Source organism: Mycoplasma simbae ATCC 49888, assembly GCF_000702705.1.
Taxonomy (GTDB): domain Bacteria; phylum Bacillota_I; class Bacilli_A; order Mycoplasmatales; family Metamycoplasmataceae; genus Mycoplasmopsis; species Mycoplasmopsis simbae.
In genome coordinates, this window is record NZ_JNJG01000010.1 from 1 (window position 1) to 19,591 (window position 19,591).

The following is a 19,591-nucleotide window of genomic DNA, read 5'->3' on the forward strand; positions in this document are numbered from 1 at the left end:
GAACATATATTTATGATATGCTCTGTTTTTGGCTTTTATATCAGCAGTATCTGACAAATAATTACCGTTATTATCTGAATTTCTCTTTAACTCTCTCGATATTGTTGAAGGAGAAACATGTAAAATCGAAGCTATTTCTCTAATCGAAAAATTCTTATATCTAAGATTTTCGATTAAGAATCTTTGATTTTTATCAATATGAGAATATTTTTTACTATAATTCATTTATGTCCTTTCTAGTACCAGTAGATAGGGCATTTTTTTATTAAAAATGCAACACCAGTATTATATTACTAAGTGTTGCACTTGAATATACAATTTGGGTATAAGTAAGTAAGTTAAAAACTTACTTATATATGTGTTTATAAAAACAAAAGTATTAGTATTAATATTAAATATATATATAGTAATAGGATCTAATTTTTGTTTTTATCTAGGCTCATTAACTACAAATTAAGGTCAATTGTGCTGGATAATTTACCTGTTTTTTTATCGATGAAATATTTTTCTTTTGCTAATTGTCCGTATCGGTTTTTAGCTATTTCAAGATTAACAATTCCTGATCTTCCAAACTCATTATCATCATAAAGAAGCGTTACAACATCGGCTACTTGTTCAATTGCTCCTGTTCCTTTTAAGTCTTCCGTTGTTGGATTAGTTTTCTTTGTATTTCTTCCTAATTGTGATAAAACAAGGATATTTATTTGTTTGTGTGTTGCTAATTTTTGTAAGTCATAACACATTGTGCTTAATCGTTCATACTCCGTTTTATTAACTCTTGGGTTAAGGTTAAGTGCTTGTAAGTGGTCAATAATAACGTATTTAACATTTAATCCTGAACGGTTAGCTCTTTCGATAAAGTAATTTATTGAATCAGCATTTACATTATCTAAATTTATGCGATCAGATGTAACTAACACTAATTTTTTGTTATCGATAATTGGTTGGGTAATTTCTTTAAAGTTGGTTTTGGTTGTTTTGTTGTTGATTTTGGTATCGTCGCAAATCATACCTATAAGTTTTTTAATAATTGGGCGTTGTGCCATTTCAAAACTTAAAAATAAAACAGCATCATTTTCTTCTAATTTTTGGCTAACGTTTCACGCTATGTTTAAAGCTAGTGTTGTTTTCCCTGCTCCAGGGCGTCCACCTAAAAAATATATTTGCCCCGGTTGTAAACCATTGGCGTATTTATCTAAGATTGGGATTCCAGATTCAATTGTCTTATATTTTTCATCTGTGATTTCTTTATGAATATCCATTAACGCATCCTCAAAATTTACAAATTCTTCTCCCATTGTTTTTTCCTTTCTAACTGTCTAAACCATTAAATACACAAGGGGTGTGTTTTTTTTCTGGGGGTGTTGCATTCCGTCCTTAAAAATTAAAAAAGGTATAAAACATTAATATGATCCCGAACTATAAACTCAAGTTATTAAAGTAAAAAATATTGTGATAAATATGTACCGTAATTTGTGGCATCGCTTATATCTCTTTTATATATGATATATATAAAGAGATATAAGCGTGCCCAATTAGTGTTATATATTTTAGCTAATGTATTTGTTAGTTTGATAACTTGAGTAAATGTATTTAAATGGTTGTTATTTGTGAACTTGCATTAAAAAATCTAAGCCGGCGAGCTTAGAATTAGGGATAATATATATATATATATATATATCAAATTAAATAACAGGAGTAAACATGGAAGAAGTTTTCAATAAACAAACTGAAGGTAAAAGCTGTAAGCGTAACTGTTATAAGCGCCCTATTGCTGTTGCCTTGACAATATTTTTCACAATTTTATTTTTGCTAATTTTGTGCGTAGCAATTGCTTATATAGCAGATTTCTACATTTACAAAGGTAGTGGTCAAGATGGCTTATTATGAACAGTTGAACAAAGAATTCACGGATTATTTAGTTGGTGAAATAAGTAAGGAGTAAATCATGGAAAAGAATAAAAAATTAGTTAATGCATTATTAGCCAGTGGTGTGCCAGCACTTGCTTTTGCGGCTGTGCTACCGTTTTTAAATTCAAAAGCGGATTTAACACCCGCTAATGATCGCACAACATCACATCAAGAGTTAAATGAGTCAATAAAATACGCTGAAAAGTTTGTCAGATCAAATCCTAACATTTCAGAAGAGTTAAGCTCACAAGTAAAAGATGCAATTAAATACGCAAAACAGTTGTACAGCTCGCAAGCATATGCAAACGGCAACGATTCACGTTCACTTATTAGTTCAATTCTAGAGCAAAAAAACAAGATTGATTCATTAGTTTCGATGGGAGTGTTATTAGATTCATTAAACAGCGGCAAAAAAGCTGATTTTTCAGGCTACGATCGCTTTATTAGTGTTTTTGACTTGCGTAACGAAGTTAAATCAATTGAACAAAAATTACAAACAAAATCAATTAATGCAGATCAAGCCCTAGATAAACTTAATGCACTAGGCAAAAAACAATTCAGTTCGCTTTTTGATCTAGAATTTAAAATGAACGTATTTGAACTTAATTACAATTCTAAATTTGACCAACTTAACTTTACGCTATTTTCACAAGTAGCTCAAGATCTTAAAACCTATATTGATTCACAACTAAAATCACAGCACGGTGTTACACGTGATGCAATTAAAGTGTATGAAGATTTATACACTAAATTTGTCACTGGTTTATTCAACGTCGAAGCCCAATCTAATAGCCAAATAATCACTGATTTATACGCAAAATTAGCCAATGCTAAAAAAGAAGTTTCAACCCTGCAACTAGATGAAAATGTTAAAGCTCAAATGTATTCAGAATTAGATACACTTGAATCGTTTATCACGCTGAATAAAGGTAATTTATTCTTTGAGGTAATAAATGAAAACGGACACACATTAATTACTCAAGAAATTCTAAATCAATATTTAGATCAATTCTGAACCAAAACTAGCCAATACTTCAACAACAAAGAAGAAACCAAAAACTATTTAGTTAGCCAAATTGCTCAAGCAGAAAAATTGCTGAGCGATACTTCGCAAGCCCTAAATAAACCTTTAAGTGATTTAGTAGCTAAAGCTAAAAAATACGTTGAAGCCAACAATTTTACAAATATTTACCAAGTTAACTCAGAGTTTATTCGCGACTTTAACACTTTAAGAATGGCTCATGGCATGTATAAATATGCATTAAGCACACTTGAACTTTCTTCTTTAAACGAGCAAGCTAAAAAAGATGTTTTAGCTAAAATCAATTCAGTTGCGTTTAATGATTTTATTAGCTACACTCAAGATGCATTTAAAGTTATTCGCGAAGTATTTGTGGACAAATACATTAAAGATCATTTCGCTCATGAAATTGAAATTTTAAAATCTCAATATTTAAACTCATCAGCAAACAGCAAAGAATTGCAAATTGATTTTATAGATCAAGATAAAATTGCCAATAATTTTGATGAAGCTTTAAAAAGTAAGGCAAATGCAGTTGAATTAAGCAATGAATTTGAAAAAATAGCAAATATTGTTCGTGTAAATGATCGTAAAGTTTTAGTTAAACTTGTTGAACTTTTAAACGAAGAATTCAACACGGCAACCAATCATTCTAATTTAGAACGTTTATGAAGCATTTATAAACCTGTCTTTACTCAATACATTGATGAATTTTCAACAGTAACAAGAGAACAATTATCAAGTTTAGCGCCAAGCGAGCTAGATAAATCTATCTACAACAACGACTCCATAGTGCCTTTATACCAAGGTGAAATTTTGAATGCGATTTATCGTGCTAAAAAATTGCTTGAAGAAGTAAAAGTTGCAAACAAAGTTGAAAAAATTGCCCAAAATGCTCAATTTGTTAAAGACAATGTTGACAAAGTCTATGGCGATTCATCTAACCAAGCAAAACAAGAATTAATTAAAGTTATTGATAATTTAGTTTCTCAATCACACCAGATTGAAAATAACGATAAATTAAGTGCTGAACAAAAACACGCTCATTTAGACGCTTTAAACGCCAAAATGGATAAAATCAAAGATCAAATTGAGTTGGCTAAAGCATTAGATTTAACCACCAAAGAAGCTCAAAAAGTTCTAGATAAATACCAAGACAATGACACCGCCAAAATCTATTTTGCTAAAGAATTAAGAAAAATTAGCGACCTAAAAAGACAAGCTCAAAACGCATTGAATAATCCTGGCGAAGAAAACGTTGATTTAGAGGCTCTAAACAGCGATTTAGCATACGCTATTCAAGATTTTTTAAACAAAATGGAAGCAAAAGAAGGAAATTCAATTGCCAACACAATCAAAAAACAAATTTTTGAAACTTTTGAACCTAAACGTGAAAATCATTCAACACCTACAACAATTGAAAATCAGCTAAATAAAGCAATTAATGATTTACAACAGCAAGCTAAAGAAATCAGAAACGATGATAGCAAAAATGATGCAACTAAGTTTGCAGATAACCAAAAAGTTGAAAACAAAATGAATGCTGTGCGTGCAAGTATTCAACCATTAAGCGATTTAGAAAATCAAGCTAAATTCTTAAAAGCAGAGAAAAAACAAGCAAGCGATTTAGCCAATGAACTTAAAGAACAATTGCAAAATAATAGTTTAAATTTAAGCGAACAAGATAAAGCAAAATTCCAAGAGCAAATTGCTAAACTAGAACAAAAAGCCTCGCAAGTTGATGAAAAATTAGCTCAAGTTGAAAGTTTTATTGCAAATGAATTATTTAATCCTCAAGTTCACAACAAAGAATTAATTGATGCAAAAGCACGTGAACTTGCACAATTACGTAAAGAAATTGATCTTGATTCATCACTACTAAATCTTCAAAAACAAGCCTTTTTATTAGCTAAACATGAAATTAAGCAAGCTGAATTACAAAACCCTCAAAACAACCAGTTGAATCAAAGCCCTTATTCATTGCTTGATTCTGATTTTAAAGCATGAGTTAAACTAAAAACAAGTCTAGATCAACAAATTGATGAAGCTAATGTGCGTATTAACACTGCTCGTGAAGAAATTAAAACAGCAAGTGCTGAATTAGAGCAAGCTTGAAAAGAACGTTTAAATTTAACTACTGATGCAGAATTAAAAGCTAATAGCGACAAAATTACTCAGCTGCAACAAAGAGTATCAGATAGCAACATTCAAAGTGAATTTAACCAACTAACCTTAAGCGCTCAAAGAATCAGTGCTAAAATGCACGCCCAACAAGATCTACTAGCTAAAATCAAACAATTAGCTATAGAATTAAGCAAAATAGATCGTAATCAATATCCTGAATTAGCTCAAGCTATTGAGCAATCTTTAGTGCAAAATCGTTCAAGCATCAGTGATGAAACAAATCAAATTAGCGCCAAAACTATTAAGCTTAACGAAATGCTAAATAAAATTGAATTAGGTAAAAAGGCTAAAGATGAGTTGAAAAAACTACAGGAATTAAAGCAAAACCAATTCAAAGAAGATAATTCAACTGCACCGCGTGCAATCTTTAGTGAAATTGACTCACAAATTCAAGAAATCATTGATCAAAATACACAAATTTTATCTAATCCAAACGCTAGCCAATCTGAATTGGTGCAAGCTAAATCTGATTTAGAAAACGCTGTAAGCAAGTTCATTAAAATTAAACAAGATGAATCTAAACGTTTTGAAGCTGAAAAAGCATCATTTGAAATGTTGGCTGATGAATTAATAGCTAAAGAAAAAGATCACAATTATTCTTCTGTAAATGAAGCAAATCCTGAACAAGGAAGCCATGTTCAAAAACTTAAACACGCTTTTGCTCAAGCTTCAAGCAAACAAGCTCAAGCCAATTCAGCTTCGCCTTATGACAACTTAACTTTTGAGCAAATTCAAGAATATAAAGATAAATTAGCTCTAGCTTTCAATAAGGATAAATTTGCGGACGCCAAAGCTAAGCTAGAGGCTAAAGCCAGTGCATTAGACGCTAAACTTAAAGCTGAACCAGTTGTAAATGCGCAAGATTCAAATGGTAATAACCCTGCTCAAAGAGCAATTGAATTATTAAACGTTTTAGCCCAAGATTTTGAAAGCAAAGTTCAGCCAAATGACAATATTGAAGTAATTAACCAAATTGGTAAATTAAACGCTCTTGAATTATTGTTGAATGAGCAAGACAAAGTCGTTGACAAAATTAAAGCTTCAACACAACAAGCTCAAAACAAAGAGTTTTTATTGAATGCATTGAAAAAATCTACCCCAGTTGAGGAAGGAAACAATGCAACTGTCGCTAGTCCTTCTGGCGAAGTGATTACACGTAAATATGATGAATTACACCAAGCTTTAATAGATTCACAATCATTTGATGAATATAAAGCTGCAGCTAAAGCTGAAATTGAAAAAATTAAGGCTGATTTTGATGCATTATTTACTGAAAATGAACAAAATATTGACCCTAAAGCCAAAGAAGGCATTCAAGCTGCCTTAGATCAACAATTAGCACAAATTAATGCGATAGAAAAAACAAGCGATACAGGTGCTAATGAGAAAGCTCAAATCGCAGCAATTGAAGCTCAAGCGCAAAAATTAAATAACAACGCTGACAATATTATTGAATTAGCTAGAACTATTAAATTAGCCAAAGATAGAGCTAGCGCACCTGTTGAAGGTCAATTAGCCGATGTAATTAACGATGTTAAACAAAGCCTAGTTGATAAAACTACTCAAGCTCAGTCAGTGTACACTGATCCAGCTCAATACAATAGAAGTATTGAAGATCTAGAACAAGCAATTACTGAATTAGAAGAAATCAAAAAATTAAATACTGAATTTGAAAAGGTAACTTTAGATCTAGAAGCAATTAACTATTTACCTGGAACTAGCGCAGTAGATCAATCAGCTGCTAAAAAACAACAATTTAAAGACTATATTGCCAAATTAAAAGAATATGCCGCTAGAGATGATGTTAAAAACGACATTGCTCAGATTCAATTGCTAAAAAATGTTGTTCGTTCAGCAATTTCGCTATTAAGTCTACAATCTGATATTCTATCTAAATATCAACTTGATGAGTTTCACTTTGAGCAAGTTAAATATGGCTATGATTGAGATGAAAAAAACATTGGTGAATCAGTATTAATTTCTGTGCCACAAATTCCTACAGGTGAATACGATTCATTAAGCTTAAATAACGAATTAAAACGTTTACAAGAACGCGCTCAAAACGCTTATGAACAAGCAAACCATCTTTACCTAGCACGTAAAGCTGCTTTTGAGTCAACTCTTGCATATTTCAACCAAACTAAATCAACTATTGAATCCAATACAGCTTCGCTAAATACATCAACATATCAACAATTATTAAATGATAATTTAATCTATCACAAGCATATGTTTGCTCAAATTGGTGCGATTGAAGGTTTTGCTAACCGTGATCAAATTGACCAATTAGCTAACGAAGTGATTTCAACCAATTCATTGCTTACTTTATATCTAGAGCTAGCGAATGCTACAGTTGAAACAGCTGCTAAAAAAGCACAAGCTGAAGCATTAGAAAACAAGACTCCTAGTTTAGAAGCAATATTGGCTAAAACTGTTGAATTAATTGAAAGTGTTGAAAAAGCAAGTGCTACTGCACATGTTGATAATTTCTTCTTTAGAGAACAAAATACATTCAATATTAATGCTAAATTGCAAGAAGTTAAAATCAACACAACCAAGATTGAAATGTTTATTAAGCACGCTGAGAAAAAACAAAAACTTAATTCTTCAACCTTAACAACTGAAGCAAAAAGAATTCTTGAACACGTGTTAAATAGCTTTGATACTCAGATCAATAATTTAAATACAAATAGCCATTCAGAATTGAATGAGTTATTGTTTAACTACATTGAAGGTGGTGCAAGCAGTTTTGAAACCTTGTTCAAGAGTTCACATGATTTAGTAAATGTATTGGCAAAAGCACAACTATTTTTACCAACGCAAAATGAGCAATACTTAAATGACGAAACCGATTCAATGAAAGCTCTTTATGCTGATTTAAAAACTAAATATGACTTAGCTAGCGATTTATTGAATAATGAAACGCACGTAAATGATCCAAGTTTACAAGCAAAACGTTTAAGAGTAATGGATGATATAGCCAACGAAAGTTATGGTTTAATAGCTAACTTAAAAGTTGAAAAAACTAGAGAAGTAAACAGTGTTATTAACTCACTAACTCGTTTAGACAAATACATTACAAACAACTTTACTGGTACTCATAAACCTACATTGAGCGAATTTACAAATCTAGCCCTTCGTTCACAAACTAACCCAACATTAGAAAATATTGATGCCTTTAGAACACTAGAGGAGCAAGTAAAACAAGCACACGCTCAAATTACTAAACAAAGAGAAAACATTGTAAAATTCAGTAAAAACCAATTAAAATTAGCCCAAAATATTCTAAAACCTTACTTAGATTACTTGCAGGCACGTCCAATTAGTATTGACTCAACTGACAAAACCTTAACTCAAGTTCAGTCTAATAAATTATTAGCTTATCTAGCGTTAGATACTGACATAGCAGAATACAGAACTGATCTAGAAAACAGCCAACAACTAATTGATAAAGCATTTAATGAGGATGATTTCAACGCAGACTCTCGTGCATTATTGAATCAATTTGCTAAATTAAATGCACACTATCAGTCAGTAAAAAATATTGCTAAAGCTAGCTCAATTGTTCTAAAAGAGCAAATGAATGCATTCAATGCACAATTGAAAACTAAAGCTGACACAAAAGATAATTTATACGATTTTATTGAAGCGCTAGACCGTAAAAATAAGTCCAATGCTAGTGGCATTTCACAATCATTAACAAGCAAAATCAGTGGAGTGGGCGCTAAAGTCAATGCATTGCCTGCCTCATTCGATGATTTAAATGTGATGCAGCACTCAAATTATGATTTCAACAACGAGGTCAACTCACAATCAGATGCAAGCATCAAGGATGAATTCAAAAAATTCTATGAAGCTACATACAAAGTTCTTGATTCAGCAATCACATTGGACGAGTTTATTTATGGAAGCCAATCAGATAACTCGGATGGCTTACAAGCAATAACAAATTCATTTATAAATCAGCGTACTTTTGACAAAATGCTTGAATTAATTGCAGATGCATCACATCGTCAAAATGATTTAACTAACGCTGAATTCAAAAACATTATTAACACATATACCTTGCAATATAACTCACTAGCTACATCGAACAAACCAGCTTCAGATGCGATTTTAGCTAACCAAAACAATAGTTTTGACTACAAACTAAACGCGCTAATAGCTGTATTTAAACCGGCCTATTCATTATTGAAATGAGCTCTAAACAAACAAAATCAAGAATCATTCTTCACTAACATTTTGGTTAACAATGCTCAAAGAATGAGAGATATTAAAGCTAAAGACAAAACTCTACTAGAAGATGTACAAGAATACATTAAAACTCAAATTGCAAATAGCGACAATTTAACTGAAATTGACATTACCGAAAATACTGGTTTATTAGACCTATTTGACAAATTCAACATCTTGAAAAATACAATAACTCCATTCAACAAAGAAAACGTTAGAGTGTATTTAACAAGAAATTCAACAGCAGATAAATGATTACCTACATTCTTGCAATCAGACACTTCAATTAAAAAATCTAAAGTTAACTTGAAGGTTAAATATGTTCAAGCTCAACAAAGTAGCAACTACTTTAATGATGTTGAAGGCTTTGAAATTTCATTCCAAGACATTTGAATGACATTCAATACCTTGAGTACATTTAGTATTACAAAAACCGATATGCACCAAGCAGGATTTACGGCTGCTCAAAACGATAACTATAGAGACAATAAAGTTATTTTCGAGGGTGAAAAGGCTGGATGAAACAACCAAACATTCGGTATGAATTTAATGAATATTTTTGGTAAAAATAACACCTACATGAAAGAACACAATCTAAAATTCTTGCGTGAAGATGTAAGCTTTAGTGATAATGCAGACTTATGAGCTAAATCAATGCATGGGCAACTGGAAAAACCTGAAAATGTACACTTGTTAGATAACCAAGCTCTATATGCCGGCATTCTGGATGGCACTTTTGCTAATAAAGACTTGTCAACTTCGAGTTCAGATTTTAAATATAAAATCAAAATTAAAGATGAAGGTATTAGAATTGACTTTAAAACTTGAAAACACGCAAAATTTGGTACAAAACAATTCCAATACTGATTGCAAAAAGACAGTGATTTTAGTTGAACACCATCACAGTTTAGACTATATGTACCTTACTTTATTTCAATTCCGCTTTATTCACAAGAAACCAATGAATACGCTATTTTATATACCTTCTATGAAAACTACTTAATTTATGATTGAGATACTCAAAATAATGTAAATACTGCAGTATATAAAAACAATATTGCACAGGGCTGAAAACCATATTGAGGACTATATTATGCTGATGTTGAAACGAAGAAAATTGTAGATGCTGACACAGTGTTGACAACACCAAATTTAAGCGAAGAAGAAAAATTACAACTTAAAGCAAACTTATTTGCACAAGCATACATTAGTAAATGAAACGATAAGAAAAAACCAGCATGAGCTTACGAGTCAAATAAAGTTAGAACGCAAATATTTGATATTGGACATGGTCCTTTCTATGACACGTTAGAAAAATATGAACAATTCTTTAGAATCTACCCAGAAAAAGGAGAAAACAATGAGTAAAACAACAGTTTTAAATCTTTTAGCTGCTCTAGCTAGTGCTAGCACCGCAGCTGCCACTTTAGTAATTATCAGTGAAAAAAGAGGTCGGATCAATACTGAAAATAGTATTAAAAAATACGATGATTTTACTGTACCTTTTCTTAAACACTCATCTAGATTTTCTGATTCAACAGAACAAGTTCAAGCCTACAATATCGATGCCAACTTAGTAGGTTATGAATTAACCCAACCACATTTAACTGCTCTGCAAAGATATAAATTAATGCATGCACAAGGTGAAAAGCAAAAAGCAATCGTTTTTGATTGAATCAATTTTATAATCTTGGATGGCGAAGTAACTACCTCAAATGTAAAAGTTATGCAAGAACTTTTAAATGCACAGTTAACACGTTTACAAGAAGCAGATTTAAGAGCTCGCTTTTTATCCAGTGAATTAACCAATTTAAAACTTGCTTTAACTCAATTTAGCTCAAAATCTAAACAAGAACAATACGATTGATTTGAAAATTATTCACGTTCATTCAACGAAACGATTGAAGAACAATATAGTTTAGTTATTCAACATTTAGATCAAAGCAATAATTCACTTGATGATAATGTGGCTGAATTAGTTAAATTATTACCTTCATACGCACAAAGAACATATGTGATGCAAAATGTTGAACAAATTGAAAATGATCTTTTTGCAGACACATTTAGAATCAATGATTTTGCTAAAAATAAAAAAGCTATTGAGTATGCTCTTGAAGAAGCCAAAAAAGATCAAAATCAAGAATTTAATACAAAATTTACTGAAATAAACACAAAATTCGTTGAATTAGTAAATTCAAATGTGGAAAATGTTGCTCAAGAATTTATTAATGAAATATTAAGAAACAATGAAATCGAGCAAGTTCACAAAGATAATCTAGAGTTATTAAAAACTACAATCAGTGCAACTGATTCAATAGCTAGCGCTAGAAACAATTTTGATTTTCTAATTGATTATGTTTTAAAACACAAACTAGTTGCAAATGAAAAATTAAATTCAATTTTGGCTTTAGAATCAATTTCGAAATACTCACAATTAAGCCAACATTATTTAGATGTAACATTTGCTGAGCTAAATTCAACATTAACTGTAGCCGATTTAAATCAAACATTGGATAGTTTCAAAATTGCAAGCAAAATGATTGCCGCACAATTTGAAAATACTAATAAAGTTATTGATGAATTCAAACTTTTTGTTAAGGCAAATAATTCTAAATTATCGCACCTATCTAAAGTGTACGAATTATTGAGTCTTGAGTCAGATTTAGCGAAACTAAGTCAAGAAAATGTAAGCGACCTAGACAAAACATTTGTATTGCAAACAGTTACAAAATATAGAACAATTATCAATAAATTGAGTAATTTAGACTCAAAATTAGCACAAGCATACACTAACTTAAACAGCATAGCTACACATTATCCTGAATTAATCAGCCCACTTGAGTTAATTCGTTTTAGTGACGAAGTTAAGGGCATAATTAACTCAAATAAGCAACCAAGTGCAATAATTAAAGACCTAGAGGCTAAACTTAAATCTGTATCTGCTTTAATTGATTCACGCCAAAGCTACATCGAACTTCAAGATACAATCGTAAACAAAATTTATATTTGAGGCCCTGACTATCAACATATCTCAGTTTCTAACTATTTAAATCCTCAAGCTGAACAATTAGCATCAGATTTAATCAATAAAATTGATGAGTTCATGTCTCAATATGATTACTCACAAGAAAAAGCAATCAAGCAAAAATACTCACTTAGAGAACAATTACGTGGTTTGCAAAAACTACAACTACACTTTTTACGAACAATAACTCAAGCCCAAATGAGGGAGTTTAAAAACTACATTGCATACTCATTGAAAACACTTTCAAGCCAACAAAAAGCAAAAGTTGATGCTAATTGAGTAAATACTGAAGATTTATTCGCTTATTTAGAGCAACTAAATATTGAAACAAACAAAATTACTTCAGTTAAATTTAACCCAATTATTTCAACTGATCTACAAGCTCAAATTGATAAATATTTAGTAGCTTTATCTAACTTTAACCATGCTAAAACCCAAAATACAGCGTTGATTGAATTAGCTATCTCAATTGATCATGCACAAAAAGTGTTCAATCCTTCTTATGCTAATCCAGCTGTATACACACAAGCACAACAAAACTATTTGGATACACTGAATTCAAAATTTGCTGGTTTTGACACTGATTTACAACCTACAAATGAATTTATTAAAGCTTTAGCAAATAACTCATTAAGTCCAGAACAAGCAAATGCAATTGCAAACCCTGTTGAATATATAAGCAATAAAGACTTAAAAGTTTGAGAATTATTGCAAAAAAATGCAACTATTGAACCATTCAACGTTAACAACGAAGATAACGTTCAAGCAATTTTAAATGCTGAACAAGTTTTGGCAACCTTAAACAAGTTAAAAGAACAAATTCAACAAGATCACGCAACCCCAGAATTATTCCAAGAAGATTTTGATCGCATTGCTCAAATTGAGCAAAACTTAATTCAGGCAACTCAAAATCAAGACGTTTCACCTTTCGAAACTGCTAATGACTTAACTGAGCAAGCTAATGATGTTTTGGTTTCAATTAACGCTAAACTTAAAGATGGTTCTTTACTTTCAGCTTTAGAAAAAGTTAAACGTCAAATTAATAAAGTTTATCCAGAAGCTACTTCTGCAGATCAAAAACCTCTTGCGGAGCAAACTTTAAGAAAACGTTGAGAAGAATTACACGAGCAAGCGTCTAAACCTACTATAAATCGTTTTGAAAAAGCTACTTTAGAAGCCAATATTGACGCTTTAGCTAACGCAATTACACCCGCAAGTAAGCTTCAACAAGCCTTGAATGATCTAGAAGCAAAAGAAAAAGAATATAACGCTCACGAAGATAAAAGAACAAGAGTTCCAGACGCAGTTGCCGATGATCAGCAAGTTAAAGATTTAGCTTTAAGTCAGCTTAATGCAATAGCTAACGCCGAAAAAATTCCTACAGTCGATGCACTAAACAACACTCTAGATCAAATCAATACACGTCAAAGAGAACTTGAATTGGCAATGACTAAAGATCAAATTGAAGCTTTAAGAGACAAAATTCAAGCTAAAAAAGTAGCCGATTCAGCTACTTCACCTGATGCTTCAGTGGCAGATTTGAACGCTGCAATTACTTCACTAAGTGATTATGCTAGTCAAAAACTGGCAATTAATGATTTAGTTCAAGCTAAAAATTCAAGAGATTTATTGAACAATGAACTTCCGTTGCTGGATAAAATTAAAGAAGCAATTGACTTCAAACAAACCTTGAAAAATGATCCTGAATTAGACTCAGTTCACTCAACAAAAGATGCCAAAGCTATTGAAGATGCTATTCATGCTAACTTACCAAATGTAACTAATGAGCCAATTGACACCAAAGCTAAAATTGCTCAAAAAATTGACAACATTAATAAAGCTATAGCTGAAGCTAAGTCAAAAAATAAACTTCGTAAACTAGTTGAAAATGATTTAGCAAACATTTTAACTACTGAAGATAAAAACCTTGTTTCTTTAAACCAAGTTGAAGCTGAAATTGAACAACAAAACAACAAATATCAAGCGATTTTAAACTCAGCTCCAAATACATACACGCCTGAACAATTAGCTCAACACGAGCAAGATTTGGAACAAAAAATTGAAGAGCTAAAAGCTCGTAAAAACGAAATTCTAGGCACGTATGAAAATGCTAAAGAAAAAGCTTTAGCAACTAAAGCAGAATTAGACAAACGCGTAAAAGCAAGCAAAGATTTAGATCCAGCAAGCAATTTTGCTAATTATGAAAAAGCTGTTCAAGCATTCAATGATGAACTAGCAAATAGGGCAAATTCAACTGTTGAGAGCTTAAAAGAAAAAGAAAAAGCCCTTACAAACGCATACCATTTAGATCTAGCGCACAATGCCTACAATAAATATGTTCGTTTTGATGCTGAAAAAATTCAACCTGTCGCACACGAATCATTTGCTCAAGTTAAAGAATTAGCCCAAAACTTTAAACAATTCGGCAACGATACAATTGCAAAACCTTTATCCGCTTCACAATTGAATGATTTCATTGGTTTAGTTGACTCAATGCAAACATTTAATGAAGTGCAAAAAGATATAGTTGATTTAGTATCGGAATACGAAAAAGAATTGGCAAATAGCTCTAATGCTGCTGAAGATAGAGTTGTAATTGATCAACTTAAAGATTTATTATCACAACAAAATCAGCCAGTGGCCCCTTACACTAAAGCAAAAGTTGATGCAAAACGTGAAGATATTATTGCTAAATTAACCAAAATTAAAGAAGAAGCAGCACGTAGAATCAACAACAAAGCATTGCTAAGAGAATTTGAAGGTGATGTTGATCGCTTTAGAGTTCAACCTGAAGCTCTTGAGGGAGCTAACAGCCAAAGAGTTGAAGCAAATCAAGCCAATAATGAAGCTACAGGTCAAAATATTGAATTAGGCGATAGCGTTGATCCACAATTAAGCTCAAGAGTTAAAACTGTTACAGAAGCTATTAGAAACCGTAACCAAAGTGCCAAAACTTTAGATGAGTTAAATGCAATTAACAACCAAATTGAAGCAATTAAGCAAACTAAAGCCTACACAAATGCACTTGCGTTGCAAGTTGGTGAAGTGCTCAACCTAATGGAAAATAACTCTAACCAAAGCAGTGAATTAGTACGTTCTTACATCGATAACCATTTAGCCGATTTAGTAGATTCAGCACGCCGTGAATACGCGAATGCTGATATAACTGCAAATGGCGAAACCGTTGAACAAGCTAAAGCCAAATTGCAAGCTAAATTAAGTGAAAAAATTCAACAATTACACGCCGCAAGAACCAATTTACAAGAAATTATTCATGTTAATGAGCTTTATGAACAAGCTAAAAGATTGAATGATCAAACTAACTATTATTCAATAGATGGTGTATCAGGCTCAAGAAACAATGATATTGTTAAAGTTTGATTACGTTCTATAGTTGATGGTGCAATTTATTCTAAATCACAAACTCCAGCCCAAAGAAACGCTAATTTTGAAGCTTCTAAAGCTAAAATTGAAAAAGCTCTAGAGTATTTAAAACTGCAAAAACAAGTTTCAGATACCATTGGTCAATGAATTAGCCAAAGAGATGAAGATTCAGTTAAGTACTTTGCAACTGTAAAAGATGAAGAAAAATTAACTAAGGATATGTGAGACATCTTGCCAAATGCTTCTGAGAATTTATTGCCTGAGCAAATTGAAGCAAGAAAAACACAATTAGCTCAAAAATGAGCAGAAAATACTCAAATTAGAGATAAAAGAATTCAAACATATGAAGCAATCGAATCAATCAAAGATGAGCAAGCATATGTAAATTCAAGTGAATATGTTGTGTTTAAACGTATTTTAGATGAACGCATTTTTGAATTAAAACAACAAAACCGTTCAGCATCTAACAGCGAACAATTGCAAGCAATTCAAGATCAAGTTCAAAGATTAAAACAATTCTTACCTGCTGAATTAGACTTAGCTCTAAAAATTAAACAAACAAACGAATACGCTCATGGTTTAGTACCATTAAATCCTGATATTCAAGCTAAAAAAGATGAATTAAAAGCTGAAATTCAAGCAAGTTTAGACCAATTGCGTCTAAATACGCCAACTCAAGATGAATTAGCTGCCAGAACGTCGGCCTTAGAAACTAAAAAACACCTACTAGACTTACATAAAGTTAGATTAGATGTGTTTCAAAGATGAACTCAAGTTAAAGCTCAAGTTGAAATGGATGAGGATATTGCTACAAAGGAAAAACAAGCTTTAGTTGAGGTGTTGAATCAATTTACAAACGATTTAAACGCAGTTCAATTTAACAACAACACACGCTTAGAAGAATTTAGCGCTATTAGCACTAAATATCTTGAAGGTCAAAGCGAAACATCAGTGCCATTCTTACACGAATTAATTCGTAAATTTGCCGATAAATTAGATCAGGCCCAAAAAGTGCTGCGTACTAACGATGAAGTTAATGCTGATGATGTATCAAATAATGAAATTGCTGGCATTTATACACGTTTAACTCAAGCTATCAACGCTGGTAAAGATTTAATCGAAAACCGTAATGGAGCAACTATTCAAGGTCGTCAAGACCTAATTAGACAAATGGATACACTTGTATCAGAACTTGTGGAAGCCAAAATGAATGCAATGAATTCATTGAAACGTAAGGCTCAACAATTATCATTGCAAATTTCAAATCCAAGCAATGATTTAGCATCATTATTGAACGATAATTTCAATGAAAAAGCAATTGAGGATTTAAGTAATGTCGCTTTTGAAGAAGGCACAAGCACAGTAGAAATCATTGCTAAAATTGACTCATTAATGATTCAATCAATCTTGCTCATGCCTCACAAATGAAACGTATTTATGACGCTCAAGAGAGCAAATTATTAGCTCAATCTGCTCAATTACAAACTGTAATTGATTATATTGACGTAAACAACATTTGAACTACTTCAACCGAGCAAAAATACAATGAAATTAAGGCTAAACTAGCTAAATTAAATTCATTTGCAACCTCAAAACAATATTCTGAATCGCAATTCAAATCATTTGCACAGCCAAACACATCTAATTTCATTGTTGAATACTTGCAACCAAGTTTAGATTTAGATGCACAAAGCAACCAAAAATTAAGCGAGTTAAAAAATTCAATTGATCTAGATTTGAAAAATATATTAAGCGAAAATACTGGTAAAATGAGTACTTTGATCAATTTTATTGACAGTGCAAAACAAGAACAAAAAAGCATTTTTGAAGTAACCAATTTATTACAAACACGTGCAGCTATTGCAGAAATTCGTTCTACATACGAATCATTAAAAGCCTATGCAAGTGAGAATCTAGAATCAACTACTGCTGATCAATTGCAATCGAAATTATTAGCTATATTTACCCTAATTAAAAAAGTAGATGTGTTTGTGGAAACATTCAAACGTGAAGCTGGTGAATTAATTCAACAACGTGCTAATATCGATGAAATTGCCAACTATGTATTAAAAGATTCTCATCACTCTTCTCGTACTGCTATAGATAATTTATACAACACCTACAAACAAGCATTGCAAAGCGCAATTGATTCATTAACTCCAGAGCAAATTGATAATTTCAAACAATCTGGATATATCAATTTAGCTTCCAATCAAACACAAAACAATGTTTTAACTAAATTAAACGAATTTTACAATGCTTTAGCAATGGATAATATCCAAGCTGAATTTGTTAAATTAGTCAACAGCGAACAAGCAAGAGTATCGCAAGGTAATACCTTAGAACAATTTGCGAAACAACTTAAAGAGGTTACTAGTTCATTAGCAGCCGATACAAATGTATTAGATGTTACTGACAATGATAGAATTTTGGAATATTTTGAACAATTTGCTAATACTAAAATTGACAACACAGCTATTTTAAACCCTGTGTATGTGCGAACCTATATTGTTAAAGAAAGTGCAACCAATGATTGATACAATGTGGTTAGCCAAAACGAAAGAGAAAAAACAATTTCTCTAAAAGTTAAATATGAATATAAACCAGTAAACTTGAATGTTTTTGAAAACTTTAAAGGCTTTAACACTGAAAAACAAGTGCAAATTACATTTGCTACTGCTTCAAAATTGGGCTTAGAACCTAAATCAAGAAACATTATTTATGTTGACAAAAATACAATGGGATATGCTGCTAAACAAGTGATTGCTAACGCAAGCGAATTGGGCTGACAAGTAGGTGAAGCTAGCCAAGCAAAAGAAAAAGCCTTAGATAAATTTAAAAAATCTTTAGGCTTAAACGAAAATGTAAAATCAATTATTATTGATTATGCAAATAACAAAACTTATACTTTAGCTTCAGATAATACATTAGCTGAAAAAACTACACCAAATAGCTTTAAATTTAAATTCAGCTTCCCTGAATACCACGTATATCACCAATCTGCTTCTATCACCTCAGATAACTCAAAACAGTTTGTGCGTTTAAGTGTTGAAGGTGAACAAATAGTAGCGGAAGTAGTTGTGCCAGCGTTTATGTCAATAGGACGTGATAACTATAGTCACCACACCAATGTGCTTAATATTGTAAATGGTAACCCAATTGAAGAGGATACAATGCCTTCGGCAATGATAAACACAATTAAATTTGCCTTTGATTTTGATGCCAATACTAAAGATATTAATCTATTTGTAACTCGCTTAGAAAGTCACCACGTAACTAAACATAAGCAGCTTACAGACGCAAATGTTCAAGACGTTAAAACTTATGCGGATGGCAACCTTACAGCCCACGTATGAAGCAATGTTGACTTTGCTAAATGATTAATTATTAATAATGAAACTTGAGCTTCAAAAGATGGTGTTAACAACGGTGATTCACCTTTACGTAAAGATGCTAAAAACCAATTTACTGGTTACCAAGTAGATACTAAGTACTTTATTAAAAACCCAAGAACATCTGAAACATATATTAAAACTGCAAACCCAAGCGGAGAAAATATTAAAACTCAGACAATTTTATCGGGAACAATTTTAGCTAGCTTATTCAATACAGGTATAGAATTATTTGAATACAGCGACGTTAAAGAATCATAATAATTTGATAATTAAGCCACTTAAAAGTGGCTTTTTTTGTGTTTTGGTGAGTATTTTTTCAGTATTTTTTTGAGTTTTTACTGTTTTATGCGCATTCAATAATTATTGTATTTATTTGCTAAAAAACACTGTTTAAAAAATAGCTTTTTTTGCCGAAAATTACTGTTTTTTCAGTGTGAA

At 31.6% G+C, this 19,591-nt stretch carries 6 protein-coding genes; 4 read left to right on the forward strand and 2 right to left on the reverse strand.

What is annotated here, in order from left to right:
- Positions 1-225: helix-turn-helix domain-containing protein (locus T329_RS0103140; RefSeq protein ID WP_029608976.1), on the reverse strand; the 225-nt coding region annotated here is incomplete at its 3' end.
- Positions 226-446: 221 nt separating this feature from the next.
- A complete protein-coding gene (locus tag T329_RS0103145; RefSeq protein WP_029608977.1) occupies positions 447-1,298 on the reverse strand; it encodes a DnaB-like helicase C-terminal domain-containing protein in 852 nt (283 codons plus the stop codon).
- A gap of 406 nt (positions 1,299-1,704) precedes the next feature.
- Between T329_RS0103145 and T329_RS0103150 the strand changes: the two genes are divergently transcribed.
- The 4 genes from T329_RS0103150 to T329_RS0103165 are packed head-to-tail and all read left to right on the forward strand — an operon-like array spanning position 1,705 to position 19,411.
- Positions 1,705-1,938 carry a hypothetical protein gene (locus tag T329_RS0103150; RefSeq protein ID WP_029608978.1) on the forward strand — a complete coding sequence of 78 codons (234 nt, stop codon included), beginning with the start codon at positions 1,705-1,707 and terminating at the stop codon, positions 1,936-1,938.
- Between the two features lie 10 nt (positions 1,939-1,948).
- Positions 1,949-10,717, forward strand: coding sequence for a hypothetical protein (locus T329_RS0103155; protein ID WP_029608979.1), 8,769 nt, complete (start codon positions 1,949-1,951; stop codon positions 10,715-10,717).
- On the forward strand, positions 10,710-17,222 hold the full coding sequence (locus tag T329_RS0103160; RefSeq protein ID WP_029608980.1) for a coiled-coil domain-containing protein: 6,513 nt from the start codon (positions 10,710-10,712) through the stop codon (positions 17,220-17,222). Before T329_RS0103155 ends, T329_RS0103160 begins: the two co-directional genes overlap by 8 nt.
- Positions 17,183-19,411 (forward strand): hypothetical protein, encoded by a 2,229-nt coding sequence (locus T329_RS0103165; RefSeq protein ID WP_029608981.1) that lies wholly within the window; start codon positions 17,183-17,185, stop codon positions 19,409-19,411. Before T329_RS0103160 ends, T329_RS0103165 begins: the two co-directional genes overlap by 40 nt.
- Positions 19,412-19,591: the final 180 nt, after the last annotated feature.